Annotated in this window: 13 protein-coding genes and 1 tRNA gene; 5 read left to right on the top strand and 9 right to left on the bottom strand. The window is 73.1% G+C overall.

What is annotated here, in order from left to right:
* Positions 1–153: 153 nt before the first annotated feature.
* Positions 154–3,732, bottom strand: a complete 3,579-nt coding sequence (mfd, locus tag AC1Q5D_RS17450; protein WP_481739722.1) for a transcription-repair coupling factor — start codon at positions 3,730–3,732, stop codon at positions 154–156.
* A 228-nt stretch (positions 3,733–3,960) separates the two neighbouring features.
* Here mfd and AC1Q5D_RS17445 point away from each other — a divergent pair, with 228 nt between their 5' ends.
* Positions 3,961–4,461, top strand: coding sequence for a DUF2505 domain-containing protein (locus AC1Q5D_RS17445; protein WP_481739721.1), 501 nt, complete (start codon positions 3,961–3,963; stop codon positions 4,459–4,461).
* 111 nt (positions 4,462–4,572) lie between these two features.
* Positions 4,573–5,898, top strand: coding sequence for a Na+/H+ antiporter NhaA (gene nhaA, locus AC1Q5D_RS17440; protein ID WP_481739720.1), 1,326 nt, complete (start codon positions 4,573–4,575; stop codon positions 5,896–5,898).
* A gap of 129 nt (positions 5,899–6,027) precedes the next feature.
* On the opposite strand, the gene sufU is transcribed toward nhaA, so the two are convergent.
* From sufU to AC1Q5D_RS17420, 4 genes are all read right to left on the bottom strand, one after another.
* Positions 6,028–6,483 (bottom strand): Fe-S cluster assembly sulfur transfer protein SufU, encoded by a 456-nt coding sequence (gene sufU, locus AC1Q5D_RS17435; RefSeq protein WP_481739719.1) that lies wholly within the window; start codon positions 6,481–6,483, stop codon positions 6,028–6,030.
* Positions 6,480–7,793 (bottom strand): SufS family cysteine desulfurase, encoded by a 1,314-nt coding sequence (locus AC1Q5D_RS17430; RefSeq protein WP_481739718.1) that lies wholly within the window; start codon positions 7,791–7,793, stop codon positions 6,480–6,482. Before AC1Q5D_RS17430 ends, sufU begins: the two co-directional genes overlap by 4 nt.
* A 229-nt stretch (positions 7,794–8,022) precedes the next feature.
* A complete protein-coding gene (gene pth, locus AC1Q5D_RS17425; protein WP_481739717.1) occupies positions 8,023–8,619 on the bottom strand; it encodes an aminoacyl-tRNA hydrolase in 597 nt (198 codons plus the stop codon).
* Between the two features lie 10 nt (positions 8,620–8,629).
* Positions 8,630–9,247 (bottom strand): 50S ribosomal protein L25/general stress protein Ctc, encoded by a 618-nt coding sequence (locus AC1Q5D_RS17420; RefSeq protein WP_481739716.1) that lies wholly within the window; start codon positions 9,245–9,247, stop codon positions 8,630–8,632.
* Positions 9,248–9,546: 299 nt separating this feature from the next.
* Here AC1Q5D_RS17420 and AC1Q5D_RS17415 point away from each other — a divergent pair, with 299 nt between their 5' ends.
* A complete protein-coding gene (locus AC1Q5D_RS17415; RefSeq protein WP_481739715.1) occupies positions 9,547–11,244 on the top strand; it encodes a tyrosine-protein kinase domain-containing protein in 1,698 nt (565 codons plus the stop codon).
* A 115-nt stretch (positions 11,245–11,359) separates the two neighbouring features.
* Here AC1Q5D_RS17415 and AC1Q5D_RS17410 read toward each other — a convergent pair whose 3' ends face one another.
* From AC1Q5D_RS17410 to AC1Q5D_RS17395, 4 genes are all read right to left on the bottom strand, one after another.
* On the bottom strand, positions 11,360–11,959 hold the full coding sequence (locus AC1Q5D_RS17410) for an arsenate reductase/protein-tyrosine-phosphatase family protein (RefSeq protein ID WP_481739714.1): 600 nt from the start codon (positions 11,957–11,959) through the stop codon (positions 11,360–11,362).
* A 26-nt stretch (positions 11,960–11,985) separates the two neighbouring features.
* A complete protein-coding gene (locus AC1Q5D_RS17405; RefSeq protein WP_481739713.1) occupies positions 11,986–12,966 on the bottom strand; it encodes a ribose-phosphate diphosphokinase in 981 nt (326 codons plus the stop codon).
* A gap of 65 nt (positions 12,967–13,031) precedes the next feature.
* Positions 13,032–14,471, bottom strand: coding sequence for a bifunctional UDP-N-acetylglucosamine diphosphorylase/glucosamine-1-phosphate N-acetyltransferase GlmU (gene glmU, locus AC1Q5D_RS17400; RefSeq protein ID WP_481739712.1), 1,440 nt, complete (start codon positions 14,469–14,471; stop codon positions 13,032–13,034).
* Between the two features lie 90 nt (positions 14,472–14,561).
* Positions 14,562–14,633: transfer RNA gene (locus tag AC1Q5D_RS17395), tRNA-Gln, on the bottom strand.
* Positions 14,634–14,775: 142 nt separating this feature from the next.
* Here AC1Q5D_RS17395 and AC1Q5D_RS17390 point away from each other — a divergent pair.
* Together AC1Q5D_RS17390 and AC1Q5D_RS17385 are read left to right on the top strand one after the other, a co-directional pair.
* Positions 14,776–15,399: a TetR/AcrR family transcriptional regulator gene (locus tag AC1Q5D_RS17390; protein ID WP_481739723.1), complete on the top strand. Its 624-nt coding sequence runs from the start codon at positions 14,776–14,778 to the stop codon at positions 15,397–15,399.
* Between the two features lie 319 nt (positions 15,400–15,718).
* Entirely contained in the window at positions 15,719–16,960 is a 1,242-nt protein-coding gene (locus tag AC1Q5D_RS17385) for an IS110 family RNA-guided transposase (RefSeq protein ID WP_481737057.1), read from the top strand.
* Positions 16,961–16,981: the final 21 nt, after the last annotated feature.

Here is a 16,981-nt window from a genome sequence, read left to right as displayed (position 1 = left end):
CGCGCCTCCCCCGGGCGTTACACCTGCGCGTCGGCCCCTCCCGGACCACCGGGGGGCCCCGACGCGCGTCCCGGTCCGCGCGCGGCCGGCCCGACACCTCCGCGCCGGCGCGGTGTCCGCCGGGCCTCAGCGGGCTAACACCCCCGCCGGGCCTCACGGGGCGAACACGTTCTCCACGACCTCGGTGGCCCAGACAAGGATCTCGCCGTCGGCCAGGTCCCGGCCCCCGATCGGGGCGGTCTTCGGCTTCGGGACCAGGACGGCTCCCAGGGCCGGCTTGACCTGCCCCTTGTACATCCGCTCGAGCCGGACCTGGCGCGAGTCAGGCAGCCCGTCGGCGGGCGCGAACTTGATGAAGTTGCCCTGCGAGGCGACGTCGGTGAGGCCCGCCGCGCGCGCCTTGACCCGGAACCGGGCCACGGCCACGAGGTTCGCCACGGGGGCCGGCGGCTCGCCGTACCGGTCCGTGAGCTCCTCGACGACCTCGTCGATCGCCGCGTCGTCGGCCGCCGCGGCGAGCTTGCGATAGGCCTCGAGGCGCAGCCGCTCCCCCGGCACGTAGTCGTGCGGCAGGTGCGCGTTGACGGGAAGCTCGATCCGCATCTCGGCGGGCGCCTGGTCCGCCTCGCCCTTGAAGTCGGCCACGGCCTCCCCCACGAGCCGGATGTACAGGTCGAACCCGACGCCCGCGATGTGCCCCGACTGCTCCCCGCCGAGCAGGTTCCCGGCGCCGCGGATCTCGAGGTCCTTCATGGCCAGCTGCAGGCCCGACCCGAGCTCGTTGTGGGCCGCGACGGCCTTGAGCCGCTCGAGGGCGGTCTCCCCGAGCGGCTTCTCCGCGTTCCACAGGAAGTAGGCGTAGGCCCGCTCGCGCCCGCGTCCGACGCGCCCGCGCAACTGGTGCAGCTGGCTCAGCCCGTACGCGTCGGCCCGGTCCACGATCAGGGTGTTGGCGTTGGAGATGTCCAGACCGGTCTCGATGATCGTCGTCGAGACCAGGACGTCGAACTTGCGCTCCCAGAAGTCCACGATGATCTGCTCGAGCCGGGCCTCGCCCATCTTGCCGTGGGCGACCTCGATGCGGGCCTCCGGGACGATCTCGCGGAGCTTCGCCGCCACCGAGTCGATCGAGGAGACGCGGTTGTGCACGAAGAAGACCTGGCCCTCGCGCATCAGCTCGCGGCGGATCGCGGCCGCGACCTGCCGGTCCGTGTGGGCGCCGACGTACGTCAGGACCGGGTGGCGCTCCTCCGGGGGCGTGGCCAGCGTGGAGGTCTCGCGGATGCCGGTCAGGGACATCTCCAGCGTGCGCGGGATGGGGGTGGCGGACATGGCCAGCACGTCCACGTTGGTGCGCAGCTTCTTGAGCGCCTCCTTGTGCTCGACGCCGAAGCGCTGCTCCTCGTCCACGATCACGAGCCCGAGGTCCTTGAACTGGACCTCCGCCGAGAGCAGGCGGTGCGTGCCGACGACGACGTCGACGGTCCCGTCCCGCAGCCCGGCCACGACGTCCTTGGCCTCCTTGGCGGTCTGGAAGCGGGAGAGCGAGCGCACGGCGACGGGGAACCCGGAGAAGCGCTCCGCGAACGTCTCGTGGTGCTGGCGGGCCAGTAGCGTCGTCGGGACCAGGACGGCGACCTGCTTGCCGTCCTGGACGGCCTTGAACGCCGCGCGCACCGCGATCTCGGTCTTGCCGAAGCCAACGTCGCCGGACACGAGCCGGTCCATGGGGACCTCCCGCTCCATGTCGGCCTTGACCTCGTTGATGGTGGTCAGCTGGTCCGGCGTCTCCGTGAACGGGAACGCCTCCTCGAGCTCGCGCTGCCACGGCGTGTCGCCGGCGAAGGCGTGCCCCCGGCTGGCCATGCGCGCGGAGTAGAGCCGGATGAGCTCGCCGGCGATCTCCTTGACCGCGCGGCGGGCCTTCGACTTGGTCTGGGCCCAGTCCGAGCCGCCCATCTTGGACAGCGCCGGGGTCTCCCCGCCGACGTAGCGGGTGACCTGGTCCAGCTGGTCGGTGGGGACGAACAGCCGGTCCCCGGGCGCGCCCCGCTTGGACGGGGCGTACTCGAGGACCATGTACTCGCGCATGGCGCCGCCGCCGGCCTTGCGCTGGATGAGTTCGACGAAGCGGGCGATGCCGTGCTGCTCGTGGACGACGAAGTCGCCCTCGGTGAGCTGGAGGGGGTCGACGGCGTTGCGCCGCTTCGCGGCGAGCTTGCGGCCGCTGCGGGCGGCGTAGGCGCTGGAGCGGCCCAGGACGTCGGCCTCGGTGAGCAGGGCGAGCCGGAGCGGGTCGAGGACGAAGCCGCGCCCGGCGACGGCGGTCGTGATCTCGATCAGGCCCGCGGTCGGCTCGCCGTCGACGCTGTCGACCCGGTGGCAGGGGATGCCGGCCTCGTGGAACAGCTCCGCAAGGCGCTGGGCCGGCCCCGGGCCGTCCGTGGCGACGACGAGGCGCCAGCCGTCCCGGACCCGCCCTCCGACGAACTCCATCATCTCGGCCATGTCGCCCTGGTAGCCGCGCGGCTCCCGCGCCGGGATGCGCAGCGTGTCCACCTCGGGCAGCAGCTCCTCGTCGGCGCCCAGGGACGTGATGGACCACCAGCTGGTCTTGGCGTCCGCGGCGGCCGTCCGCGTGTCGGCCAGGGACGCGAAGTCGGCGGCCTCCAGCGACGCACCGGCCCCGGCCGACTGGAGCAGGTCCACCGGGGCGGCGCCGCCGTCGGACGCCGTGGACCACGCGGCGGCGAGGAACTCCGCGTTCGTGGCGGCCAGGTCGTGCGCCCTGGCGCGGACGCGCTCGGGCTCCATGACCAGCGCGACGGACCCGGCGGGCAGCTGGGAGACGAACGGGACCATCCGGTCCGCCAGCACGGGCGCGAGGGACTCCATGCCCTCCACCGCGATGCCGCCCGCGATCTTCTCGAGCAGGTCGGCGGCCGCGGGCATGGCGTCCTTGAGCCGCGCCGCCCGCGACATCACGGCCGGGGTGATCAGCAGCTCCCGGCACGGCGGGGCGAACAGGGAGGACGGGCCGGCGGGACGGCCGTCCTTGTCCGTGAGCGAGCGCTGGTCGGCGGCGGAGAACCAGCGCATCTGCTCGACCTCGTCGCCGAAGAACTCGAGGCGCACCGGGTGGTCCTCGGTGGGCGGGAAGACGTCGAGGATCCCGCCCCGCACGGCGAACTCGCCGCGGTGCGAGACCATGTCGACCCGGGCGTAGGCCGCGTCGGCGAGCGAGCGCACGACGCCGTCGAAGTCCGCCTCCTGGCCCACGGCCAGCTCGACGGGCTCGAGGTCCCCCAGCCCGTCGACGAGCGGCTGGATCACGGCGCGGACCGGGGCGACGACCACCCGCAGGCCGTCGTCCCCCTGGCGGAGGCGGCGCAGCACGGCCAGGCGCCGGCCCACCGTGTCCGACCGCGGGGACAGGCGCTCGTGCGGGAGCGTCTCCCAGCTGGGGAAGTCGGCCACGGCGTCCTCGGGCAGGTAGGCGCGCAGCGCGGCGGCCAGTTCCTCGGCCTCCCGGCCCGTCGCGGTGACGGCCAACACGACGCCGGCCCCGTCCAGGCCGTCGGCCGCCTCGGCGACGAGCGGGGCCCGCAGCCCGGCGGGGGCCGCGATCTCGAGGTCCTCGAGGCGCTCGGCGAACGGGCGGGCGGCGTGCGGCTTGACGCGCGCGAAGGCGGGGTCGGCCGCGAGGGCGGCGCGGAGGCCAGTCAGGGCCATGGCGGGGATCCTTCCGGGACCGGCGGACAGCACAAGAACCCGGGCACGGGGAACCGGGGCCGGGTGGGAGTCCAGCCTACCGCGCCCCGCCGGCGGCGGGCCGCCCGGCCGGGCCCGGCGCCCCTTACGATGGGACAGACCGGCGCCGCCACCGAAGCCGGCGGCGCCGCCCGCGCCGCGCGCCGGCAACCCACCCGCCCCCGGGCACACGACACCGAGGAGTCCAGCATGGCCCTGAGCGCCACGACCACCCTGCAGCACCCCGTCGAAACCATCGCGGCCCTGTTCGCCGACCGCGCGTTCGCCGAGCACGTCGCGGGCAAGGCCGGCGCCACCCTCGAGTCCTTCGAGACGACCGGGCCGGTCACCGGCCCGTTCAACGCCGTGATCGAGCGCGGCATCCCCACCGACAAGCTCCCCGAGGCCGTGCGCCCCTTCGTCGGCAAGCACCTGCGCGTCATCCAGCGCGAGTCCTGGTCCGCCCCGGAGGCGGACGGTTCGCGGACGGTGGCGATCCGCATCGAGGTCACCGGGGCCCCGGTGACGGCCAAGGCGACCCAGCGCCTCGGCGCCCGCGACGGAGCCACCGTCGTCGAGCTGGAGGGCTCCGTCGACTCCTCCATCCCCTTCCTGGGCGGGAAGGTCGCCAAGGCCGCCGAGCCCTTCCTCGGCAAGGCGCTGAACCTGCAGGCCCGCGAGGCGGACGCCTGGCTGAAGTCCGGCCGCTGACGTGCCCCGCCCGGCCCGGCCGGCGCGCCGACCCGGCCGTGTAAGGTTGACCCCGGTGTGCCGGGAAGTCTGGTCGGCGATGCAATGGCCCGCGTCCCAACAGGAGACCCCATGAACCAATCCCCCACGCCCCGCCCAGAGGCCGTCCTGCGCCGCTCCAGCTATAGCGAGACCCTGCGCATCGGCGAGATCCTGCGCAAGGAAACCATCGGCGGGCTCGTCCTCATCGTGGCCGCCGCCATCGCGATCATCTGGGCCAACACGCCGGCCTCGAGCGCCTACTTCGCGCTGCGGGACTTCCACGTCGCGGTCCCGATCCCCGGGCTGCACCTCGACTTGAGCCTCGGCCACTGGGCGTCCGACGGGCTCCTGGCCGTGTTCTTCTTCCTCGTGGGCCTCGAGCTGAAGAAGGAGTTCGTGGTCGGGGACCTCCGGGACCTGTCCCGGGCCATCGTCCCGGTGACGGCGGCCTTCGGCGGCGTCGTGGTCCCGGCGCTGATCTTCGTGGCGTTCAACCTCGCCACCGCGGGCGAGACGCTGCGCGGCTGGGCCATCCCGACGGCCACGGACATCGCGTTCGCCGTCGCCGTCCTCGCCGTCATCGGCTCGCACCTGCCGTCGGCCCTGCGCATCTTCCTGCTGACCCTGGCGGTCGTGGACGACCTCATCGCGATTGTGATCATCGCGTTCGTCTACACGGCGGACCTCCGCCCGTCGTTCCTGCTGCTGGCCCTCGTGCCGATCGCCGCGTTCCTCTTCCTCTCCCAGCGCTGCCGCGCGTTCTTCGCGACGCACGCCTGGGCGCCCTGGGCGATCCTGCTGCCCTTGGGCATCGTCACCTGGGTCCTCGTCCACGAGTCGGGCATCCACGCCACGATCGCCGGCGTCGTCCTGGGCTTCTGCGTCCCCGTCAAGCGGCGCGACGGCGCCGAGGGCCCCGGCCTCGCCGAGCTGTTCGAGCACCGCTTCCGCCCGCTGTCCACGGGCTTCTGCGTGCCCCTGTTCGCGTTCTTCTCCGCCGGAGTCGCCATCGGCGGCGCCGAGGGCATCGCCGCCGCAGTGAGCGACCCCGTGGTGTGGGGCATCATTGTCGGCCTTGTCGCGGGCAAGCCGATCGGCATCCTGTCCGCCACGTGGCTGGTCACCAAGACCCGCCACGCGAACCTGGACCCCGACACGAAGTGGGGAGACCTGCTGGGCGTCACGTTCCTGGCCGGCATCGGCTTCACGGTCTCGCTGCTGGTCTCCGAGCTCAGCTACGGCCTCGAGTCGCCCCACTACGAGCACGCGAAGGTCGCCATCCTCGGCGGCTCGCTGGCCGCGGCCGTGTTCGGGGCGCTGTGGCTGCTGCCCCGCGACCGCCGGTACCGGCAGATCGCCGAGAAGGAGACCATCGACGCGGACGCCGACGGCGTGCCCGACGTCTACGAGCAGTAGCCGCCCCGGAGAGAACCCCGAGGCGTCCGGTCCCTGCCGGCTCCGGACGCGAAGAGGCCGGGCCGCCCCCGTCGGGGGCGGCCCGGCCTCTTCGCGTGGCGGCAGGCCCCGGCGCGTGCCAGCGCCGGGCTACTGGGCGCCGTTGGCCTCCAACAGCGCCTGTTCGGCCGCGACCCACGCGAGCATGGCGCACTTGACCCGGGCCGGGAACCGCGAGACGCCCGTGAACGCGGCGGCGTCGCCGAGCCGCTCCTCGTCCGGCTCGGCGGTGCCGCGCGAGCGCATGACCTCGCGGAAGGCGCCGACCAGGTCGGCGAACTCCTCCGGGCGGAGGTCCTCCGCGAGCCCCACGAGCACGGACGCGGAGGCCATGGAGATGGAACACCCGTTGCCCTCCCAGCTGATGCGCCGCACGGTCCCGTCCACGGTCTCCACCCGGACGCGGATCTCGTCGCCGCAGATGGGGTTGTGCTGGTGCGACTCGCCCCAGGGGTGGCCCGCGGCGGCGGCCACGAGGCCGTCGCCGTCGCGGCGCCGCGCGTGGTCCAGGATGACCTGCTGGTACAGCTGCTCGAGGCCGCTCACGCGCCGGCTCCGAAGAACGCGCGGACGCCGGCGACGCCGTCGAGGAAGCGGTCGACGTCCGCGGTCGTCGTGTACAGGTAGGTGCTTGCCCGGGTGCTGGCCGTGGCGCCCAGCGCCCGGTGCAGCGGCTGGGCGCAGTGGTGGCCCACGCGCACGGCCACGCCGAGGCTGTCGAGGTACTGGCCGACGTCGTGCGGGTGGACCCCCTCGACGTCGATCGCCGCGGTGCCGATGCGCTCGCCCGCGGTGGGGCCGAGCAGGCGCACGCCGGGGATCCCGGCGAGCCCCTCCACGAGGCGGGCGCCGAGCGCCGACTCCCAGGCCGCGATCCGGTCCATGCCGACCTCGCGCAGGTAGGCCGCCGCCGTCGCGAGCGCGACCGCCTGGGAGATGCGCTGGGTCCCGGCCTCGAAGCGCTGCGGGGCGGGTAGGTATTCCGCGCCCTCCATCGTCACCGTGGTGATCATCGAGCCGCCGGTCAGGAACGGCGGCATCGCGTCCAGGAGCTCGCGGCGCCCGTACAGCGCCCCGATCCCGGTGGGGCCGAGCATCTTGTGTCCGGAGAAGGCCATGAAGTCCACCCCGAGCGCCTTGACGTCGACGGGCAGGTGGGGCACGGACTGGCACCCGTCGAGGACCGTGAGGGCGCCCACCGAGCGGGCGAGGGCCACGAGGGCGGGCACGTCCGTGATGGTCCCGAGAACGTTGGAGACGTGGGTGAAGGCCAGGATGCGGGTGCGCTCCGACACGACGCCGGCCGCCGCCTCCGGATCCAGGGACCCGTCCGGGCCGACCGGAACGTGGCGCAGGGCCGCGCCCGTCCGGGCGGCGAGCTCCTGCCAGGGGATGAGGTTCGCGTGGTGCTCCAGCTCGGTGACGACGATCTCGTCCCCCGGGCCGAGCCGGAATCGCTCGGCGGCGGGGCCGCCCCGCCCGGCCGATGCGTTGGAGAAGGCGTAGGCCACGAGGTTCAGGGCCTCGGTCGCGTTCGACGTCCACACGAGCTCGGCCTCGTCCGCGCCCACGAACGCCGCCACGCCGGCGCGGGCCTGCTCGTAGAGGTCCGTGGCCTCGACGGCGAGGGAGTGCGCTCCCCGGTGCACGGCGGCGTTGAAGCGCTCGTAGTAGTGCTGCTCCGACTCCAGCACGCACTGCGGCTTCTGGGACGTCGCCCCCGAGTCCAGGTAGGCCAGCGGGTGCCCGTTGACCTCGCGGGACAGGATGGGGAAGTCCGCGCGCAGCCGCGAAACCTCGGCCGCGTCGAGCGGGCGGACGGACGCGGCCTGCGGCGTCGTGCTGTCTAGGGTCATGGGGCGTGCCTCCCAAACACGGGTGCGTTCACCGGGGTCCGGGCGGGACGCCGGCGGCGGAATAAGGAACCGATGTTCTTGCGTAATTCTCGCACGGGGCGGGGCGTCGCGGAAAAGGAGCCAAGGGAACCGGCGACGGGATAGGGGGAAGCCCACGGGGGGCACCCGCCGCCGGCCCCCGTCTGCGGGAGCCGTTTCCGGCATGCCCCCAGTCTATGTCAAATAGCTGTCAAGAGCTTCCCGGAGAGACGCCGTGGTAGCGCTGCTGGGCCGGGAGCAGGCCCTCCCTCAGCAGGAGGTCGACGGCGTCGGCCGCGTCGTCGATGAGGAACGGCAAGTCCTTCTTCTCCGCCGCAGCGAAGTCACGCAGGACGTAGTCGGCGGTATCCATGCGGCCGGGCGGCCGCCCGACCCCGACGCGCACGCGCAGGTAGTCTCGGGTGCCCAGGGCCTTCGAGATGTCGCGCAGGCCGTTGTGGCCACCCTCTCCCCCGCCGAGCTTGAGCTTGATGGAGTTGAAGGGGATGTCGATCTCGTCGTGGACGGCCACGACGCGGGCCGGGTCGACCCGGTAGAACCGCGCCAGCGCGGAGACGGGGCCGCCGGAGACGTTCATGTACGTCGACGGCTTGGCCAGGACGACGCGCGGGCCCCCGACGCCGAGCCGTCCCTCCAGCACCTGGGCGCGGGCCTTGTGGGAGCTGAACTTGCCGCCCACGCGGGCCGCAAGCTCGTCGAGGACCATCTGGCCCACGTTGTGCCGATTGTGCGCGTAGCCGGGCCCGGGGTTCCCGAGCCCGGCCACGAGCCAGGTGTTCTCAGCCATGCGGCGGAGGCTACTCGGCCTTCTCGGCGGGGGCCTCGGCCGGCGTCTCGGCGGAGGCCTCGCCCTCGGTCTCCTCGCCCAGGTCGGCGGCGGCCGGCACGTAGACGGTGGCGATGACGGTGTCGCCCTCGGTCAGCAGGTTGACGCCGGACGGCAGGACGATGTCGGACGCCAGGATGTGGGCGCCGGCCTCGCGGCCCTCGACGCTCACGGTGACGGACTCGGGCAGGTGCGTGGCCTCCGCCTCGAGGCTGACCGTGAACACCTCGAGGTCCAGCACGGCGCCCGGGGCGACCTCGCCCTCGGCGTGGACGGTGACGTCCACGACGACCTTCTCGCCGCGGCGGACCGTCAGCAGGTCGAGGTGGTCCACCGTCTGGCGCAGGGCGTGGCGCTGCATGTCCTTGACGATGGTCAGGTGCTCCTCGCCGTCCAGGTCGATGTTCAGCAGGGCGTTGGACTGGCGCACGGCCAGCGTGGTCTCCTGGGCCGGCAGCAGGACGTGCAGCGGCTCGGCACCGTGGCCGTAGATCACGGCGGGGACCTTGTGCGCGCGGCGGGCCTGGCGGGCGGCGCCCTTGCCGAAGTCGGTGCGGGTCTCGCCGTACAGCTTCACGGCATCAGTCATGGGATTCTCCTTTTGCGTTGCGGGGGCCTGGGCGGATGGCTGGCCTAGAAGCCGCAACGCCCTCCCGGAGAGGGGCACTGCACGGTGCGTCTAGCCTCGTCGATCACGGAGCGCCGGCCTGTCGCCGGCCTCCCTCGCCTGGGCACTGTCGGCCATCCTACCACCGCGGGCCGCCCCGCGGGCGCGGGCGCGGCGAATCGCGGCGCCGCGCTGGGCTAGACTCGATGCGACCGCACCGCAGAGCGGGTGGGCCCTGCCCGCGCGCCCACCGCCAGCCGACTCCGGGGGAGAACCGAATTTTGGAACCACACGAGACCGACGGCGCGGAGTCCGGGCCGGACCTGCGCCAGTACCTCGCGGTTGCGACCACGTACTGGCGGGGCATCGCCGCGATCCTCCTGGGGACCATCCTCCTGGCCTTCCTCTGGACCCTGACCCAGCCGAAGCTCTACGAGGCCTCGTCGTCGGGCCTGGTCGTCACCGCCGGGTCGGACAACCTCGGCACGGCCCTCGCCGGCGACAACCTCGCCAAGTCCAAGGCCACCAGCTACCAGTCGATTGCCGAGACCCGCCCCGTGGCCGCGCGGGTGCGCGAGTCGCTCGGGCTGGAACAGTCCGCCGACCAGCTCCTGTCCGCCGTGTCCGTCGAGGTTCCGACATCGACCGCCGAAATCCGGATCAGCGCGACCAGCCCCGACCCGGTGGCCGCCCAGGACCTGGCCAACGCGTGGGTCGAGGCCCTCGCCGAGCAGGTGGCCGAGATCGAGACCGCCGCGGGCGGCTCCGGCGAGCCGGCCGTCCAGGTCGCGCCGCTGGGCCGCGCCGCCGTGCCGCAGGAGCCCGTCTCGCCGAACACCCGGCTGGCCCTGGCGCTCGGCGCCGTCGTCGGCCTCGCCTTGGGCCTCGGATACGCCCTCGTGCGCAACCACCTGGACCGGCGCATCCGCTCCGCCGAGGCCGTCGAGCGTTTGGGCGCCGCGGTCGTCGGCACCATTCCCTCCGACCAGCGCCTGCTGGCGGGCCGGCGCATCGTCGAGACCGGGCAGCTCGAGCACTCGGACCGCGAGTCGCACGCCTTCTCCGAGTCCCTGCGCGAGCTGCGGACCAACCTCGCCTACATGGACGTGGACAACCCGCCGCGCGTGATCGTGGTGACCTCCTCCGTGCCCGGCGAGGGCAAGTCCTCCCTGTCCGCGAACCTGGCCGTCGCAATCGCGGCCACGGGGCGCGAGACCGTGCTCATCGACGGCGACCTGCGCCGCCCGGTGCTCACCGACATCTTCGGGCTGCCCGCCGGGGCCGGCCTGACGGACGTGCTCAGCGGCCAGGCCGACATCGACGACGTCCTCCAGCCCTTCGGCGACGTCCCGACCCTGTCGATCCTCGCGGCCGGGCGCATCCCGCCGAACCCGTCGGAGCTGCTCGGATCCCGGGCCATGCGGACGCTGCTGCGGGAGCTCTCCGCCGGCGCCGTCGTCCTCATCGACGCCCCTCCGCTGCTGCCCGTCACCGACGCGGCCGTGCTGACCAAGTCGGCCGACGGCGCCCTGGTCACGGTCCGCGCCGGCGGGACCACGACCGACGAGCTCGAGAAGGCCCTGGAGAACCTCCGCCGCGTCGACGGCCACGTCCTCGGGGCCATCCTCAACCAGGTGCCCACCAAGGGCAACGGCGCCAGCCGCTACGGCTACTACGGCAAGTACTACTACTCGTCCACGGGCGAGGGCCGGCTCATGGAAGGGGCCGCCCCCGTGGAGCCAGCCCGCGGGGCCTCGCGCGGCGCCCGGGTCGCCGAGCCGCAGGACGGGCAGTCCGGCGCGGACGACGACTACCGCACGGTCGTGCCGGAGCCGCGCCCGGCCGTGGAGCGGCGCGACGTGGCCCCCGTGCCGCCGTCCGGCGCCTCGCCGGCCGAGCCGGCCCAGGACGGCCCGGGCCCGTCGTTCGACGACGTGCTCAGCTCGGCCCAGATGCGCCACCTCCGCCGGCGGGGCTAGCCCCGCCGCAGGCGAAAGGCCCCGTTCCGCCGATCGGCGGGACGGGGCCTTTCGCCTGCGCGCAGGAGGCCGCAGCCACCGCAGGGGGTGGCAACGTCCTGCGCCGTCCGCAGGCTCATGCGCCGGGACGGGAGGCCCACTCCTCGAACGCCGCGATGGTCGTCAGGGCGGGCAGCAGCTGGTCGGCCATCGCGTCGAAGACGGAGTCGTCCATCCGGTACGGGTCGACCACGTCGTCGTCCGCGGCGGCGGCCCGGACGGCGTGGCGCCGCAGGGCGGCCAGGCGCCGCAGGGCGGCCCAGCGCCGCTCGGTGGCCTCCGCTCCCCCGCCGCGGGGGACGGCCCCCGGCTGGCCCGTGGCGACGTCGTGCAGGACGCGGGCGAACTCGCGCACGGTGTAGGTCCGCTTGAGCAGCCGCGGGTGCTCGGCGACGACCGCGTCCCGGTGCGCACCGGTCAGGGCCAGGACGAAGTCGACGCCGTCGAGGACGGGCCCGGTGAGCTGCCGGGCCGCGAAGCCGGTGTGGACTCCCCCGGCCGCGGCGAGCCGCTCGGCGGCACGCTCGTCCATCGGGCGGCCGACAAGCGCCTGGGTCCCGGCGCTGGAGACGTCGAACAGGCCCGGTCCGACCTCGTCGAACCGGGCCTGCAGGAAGCGCTCGGCATACGGGGAACGGCAGATGTTGCCGGTGCAGATGGTGACGATCCTGACCACCCGCCCAGCCTACCGCCCCGGGGGTGCTACGCCTTGCCGTCGAAGAGGCTCGTCACGGAGCCGTCCTCGAAGACCTCCTTGATGGCGCGGGCGAGCAGCGGCGCGATCGAGAGCACCGTCAGCTGCGGGAAGCGCTTGGACGGCGGGATCGGCAGCGTGTTGGTCACGACGACCTCGCGGGCGCCGGACTCGGAGAGCCGCTGGGCCGCCGGGTCGGAGAACACGGCGTGGGTGGCGGCGATGATGACGTCCTTGGCCCCGGCGTCCTTCAGGACCCGCACGGCGCCCGAGATGGTGCCGCCGGTGTCGATCATGTCGTCGATCAGCACGCAGGTGCGGCCCTCGACCTGGCCGACGACGGTCTTGGCCACGGCCTTGTTGGGCACCGTGAGGTCGCGGGACTTGTGCACGAACGCCAGCGGGGCGCCCCCGAGCCGCTCGGCCCACTGCTCGGCGACGCGGACGCGGCCCGTGTCCGGCGAGACGACCGTGACGTTGTCGGAGCCGACCCGGCCGCGGATGTAGTCGGCGAGCAGCGGGATCGCCATGAGGTGGTCCACGGGGCCGTCGAAGAAGCCCTGGATCTGGGCGGTGTGCAGGTCGACGCTGATGACGCGGTCCGCGCCGGCCGTCTTGTAGAGGTCCGCGACGAGGCGCGCGGAGATCGGCTCGCGCCCGCGGCCCTTCTTGTCCTGGCGGGCATACGGGTAGAACGGCGAGACGACCGTGATGCGCCGGGCCGAGGCCCGCTTCATCGAGTCGATCATGATCAACTGCTCCATGAGCCAGTTGTTCAGCGGCGCAGGGTGCGACTGGATCAGGAACACGTCCTTGCCGCGCACGGACTCCCCGGAGCGGACGTAGATCTCGCCGTTGGCGAAGTCATACGCGGACAGCGGCAGCAGCTCCGTCTCCAGTGCCTCGGCCACCTCCTGCGCCAGCTCGGGGTGCGCGCGTCCGGAGGCCAACGCCAGTTTCTTGTCGACGTTGTGGCTCAGTTCGCTCATGGGCTCGCTTTCTGCGTCGGGGGATCTCGTCGGGAGGGGGTGGGGGGGGTTCTTGGGGAGGGCGGCTAGGAGCCGTCGGCGGCGCGGGCGGCCGCCTCGGCGGCGGGGCTGCCGGGGCGCTTGGTCGCCGTCCAGCCCTCGGTGTTGCGCTGCGGCGCGACGGAGAGGGCGAGCGCGCCGGCGGGGACGTCCTTGCGCACCACCGCGCCGGCGCCGGTGTAGGCGCCGTCGCCGATCGTCACGGGGGCGACGAAGACCGTGTTCGAGCTGGTGCGCACGTGCGACCCGATGACGGTGCGGTGCTTGGCGACGCCGTCGTAGTTGGCCGTGATGTTTCCGCAGCCGATGTTGGTGTACTCGCCGATTTCCGCGTCGCCGGCGTAGCCGAGGTGGCTCAGCTTCGAGCCGCGCCCGATCGTGACGTTCTTCGTCTCGTAGAACGCGCCGATCTTGCCGGCCTCCCCGAGCACCGTGCCGGGGCGCAGGTACGCGAACGGCCCGACGGAGGCCCCGGCGGCGATGTCCGCCCCGGTGGCCTCGCTGCGCCGGACGCGGGCGTTGGCGCCGACGCTGGTGTCGGTGAGCGTGGTGTCGGGACCGATGTCCGCGCCGTTCCCGACGGCGGTCTCGCCGTGGAGCTGCGTGCCCGGGCGGAGGGTCACGTCCGGGGACAGGGCCACCGACGTGTCCACCCACGTGGTGTCCGGGTCGACGACGCTGACGCCGGCGCGCATCCAGGCCTCGACGATGCGGCGGTTGAGTTCCTTGCCGAGGGCGGCCAGCTGGACGCGGTCGTTGGCGCCCTCGACCTGCCAGCGGTCGTCCGTGGCGACGGCGGCGACGCGTCCGCCCGCGGCGCGGGCGATGGCCAGGACATCCGTGAGATACATCTCGCCCTGGGCGTTGTCAGTGGTGACCTGGTCCAGCGCGGAGCGGAGGACGGCAGCGTCGAAGGCGTAGATGCCGGAGTTGACCTCGCGGATGCCGCGCTGGGCCCCGGTCGCGTCCTTGTGCTCGACGATCCCGGCCACGGAGCCGTCGGCGTCCCGGAGGATGCGGCCGTAGCCGGTCGGGTCGTCGAGCTCGCACGTGAGCACGGTGGCGGCGTTGCCGTCCTCCTGGTGGCGGGCGACGAGTTCGCCCAGCAGGGCCGTCGTCAGCAGCGGCACGTCGCCGTACGTGACGACGACCGTTCCCTCGAGCTTGGGCGGAAGGGCGGCGAGCCCCTGCTGGACCGCGCGTCCGGTGCCCGGGACCTCGTCCTGGTCGACCACGCTGATGCCTGGCTCGATGTCGAGGAGGTGGGCGACGACGAGGTCGCGCTCGTGGCGGACGACGGCGACGAGCTGGGTGGGGTTCAGGCCCCTGGCCGCCGCGATGGCGTGCCCGACCATGGAGCGGCCGCCGATCTCGTGGAGGACTTTCGGCTTCGCCGACTTCATGCGGGTCCCGGCCCCTGCGGCGAGGACGATGACGGCGGCGGGTGCGTTGGCTTCCACGCTCAAGTTTCGATACTCCCTGGTTGGTGGCATGGCCGCGGCCCATGGCCGGGGCGGATTCAGTCTACCCCCGGCCGTTAACCCCTCGGGCCGCCGTTCCGCCCCTAGGATTCGAACCTAGACTGCACGGCTCCAAAGGCCGGCGTGCTGCCATTACACCAGGGCGGAGGGTGCCCGCGCCGGGGCGGGGCACAAGCCCCCATTCTGCCACAAGGCGCCCCGCGCCCCGCGCGGCGACCGGCCGGAATACCCGTACGATTAATACGTGAATCCGGAACCTTCCACCCGTCCCCCGGCCCGCCGCGTCCGCATGACCGGCCCCCAGCGCCGCGCCCAACTCGCCGGCCTGGCGCGCAGCGCCTTCGCCGAGCGTGGCCTGGAGGGCACGACCATCGAGGAGATCGCCTCGGCCGCCGGGGTCTCGAAGCCCGTCGTGTACGAGCACTTCGGGTCCAAGGAGTCCCTGTACCTCGAGGTCGTGGACACGGCCTACCGGGAGATGCTCGACTCGGTGCTGGCCGCCCTGCAGCCCGAACCGGACGCGGGTCCGCGGCTGCTGCTGGAGCGGACCGCGCTGGCGATCCTGGCGTACATCGAGGACCGGACCGAGGGCTTCCGGATCCTCATCCGCGACACGCCGCCGTCCCAGCCGCAGGGCACCTTCGCGTCGCTGCTCGGCAGGATCACCGACGAGGTCGCGGGCATCCTCCGGGACGAGTTCCGCGAGCGCGGGTTCAGCGCCGAGGACGGGGCCATGTACGCGCAGATGCTCGTAGGCATGGTCGCGATGACCGGCCAGTGGTGGCTGGATGCCCGCCACCCCGACAAGGAGACCGTCGCGGCGCACGTCGTGAACCTCGCCTGGTACGGGCTGACCGGCCTGCGCAAGGAGCCCGTGCTCCGCGGCGACCCCACCCCCGGCGACGCCGCGTAGGGCCGCGGCCCTACGGCCGCGGCCCCGGGCTAGCGAGCCAGCGCCGCTGCGCGCCGTGGCGGTCGAAAGTTCCGGTTCGGCTCGCCCGTGGCGTATCGCCGGGGCCGGTTTGGGACCGATGATGGTGGTGTCTGCCGCGGTGACGCCGGTCCGTCCTTGGTGCATCGGTTTGGCCCGTGGGCTAGCGTGGCGCGGAGGGCCCCCACGGGCACCGTGGATTGTTGCCTCGAGCACGAGTACTAGATTCCTGAATCCCAACAGCCCTCTCCACGGCAGGCGCACAACCGAAGACCACTGCTGTCAGGGGAGGTTCGCCATCATGGATTTGATCCACGAGAGGTCCGCGGGGATCGACATCTCCAAGCGCGACGCGAAGGTCGCCATCCGCGCCCCGGGCAAACGGCCCGGGACCTTCACCACCACAGTCACCACCTGGGGAGCGACCACGAACGAGATCCTGGCCCTGCGCGAGATGCTGCTGGCCGAGCGGGTCACGACGGTGGTGATGGAGGCGACCAGCGACTACTGGAAGCCCTTCTACTACCTCTTCGAGGACGTGCTGCCGGTGATGCTGGTCAACGCCAAGGCCGCCCGGAACATCCCGGGCCGCAAAACGGATGTCTCCGACGCCGCATGGCTGGCCCAGCTCGGCGCGCACGGGCTGCTGCGCGCCTGCTTCGTCCCGCCCGAGCCGGTCCGGCAGCTGCGGGACCTGACCCGGGCACGGACGCTGGCGACCCAGGACCGCACCCGGGAGATCCACAGGCTGGAGAAGTTCCTCGAGTCCACCGGAATCAAGCTCTCCTCGACCGCCTCGGAGCTGACCGGGGTCTCGGCCCGCGCGATGCTCGAGGCGCTCGTCGCCGGCGAACGCGACCCGCAGGTCCTGGCGGACCTGGCCCGGGGCACCCTTCGCCGGCGGCTCCCCGAACTCGTCGAGGCCCTCACCGGCCGCTTCACGGACCACCACGCGTTCATCTGCCGGATGCACCTGGAGCGGATCGATTCGATGACGGAATGGATCGACCAGCTCACCGCCCGCATCGAGGAGGCGATGTCCCCCTTTCGCGCCGCGAGGGACTTCCTCGCCACCATCCCCGGGGTCTCCACCACCGTCGCCGACACCGTCGTCGCGGAAACCGGGGCCGACATGAGCCGCTTCCAGACCCCGGGCCGGCTCTGCTCCTGGGCCGGGCTCGTCCCAGGCCACAACGAATCCGCCGGACGGGTCAAGTCCAGCAAGACCCGGCCCGGGAACCGCTACCTCAAGGGCGCCCTCGGCACCGCCGCGCTCTCGATCGCCCGACACCCCAAAAACACCTACCTCGGCGCCCGCTACAAGCGGATCGCCGCCCGCCGCGGCCGGACCAAGGCCCTCGTCGCGACCGAGCACGCCATCCTCGAGGCCGCCTGGCACATGCTCGCCCAAGGCGAGTGCTACCAAGACCCCGGATCGGACTCCCTCACCAGGATGGATCCCGCCAGGGCCAAGAACAACGCGATCAGGCACCTGAAGGCCCTCGGCTACAACGTCACCCTCAGCCCCACCGTCGCAGCATGACCCACCTACTTTCGTACTAGG

This window comes from Arthrobacter paludis (assembly GCF_056782315.1).
This window is presented reverse-complemented; position numbering and strand designations above follow the sequence as displayed.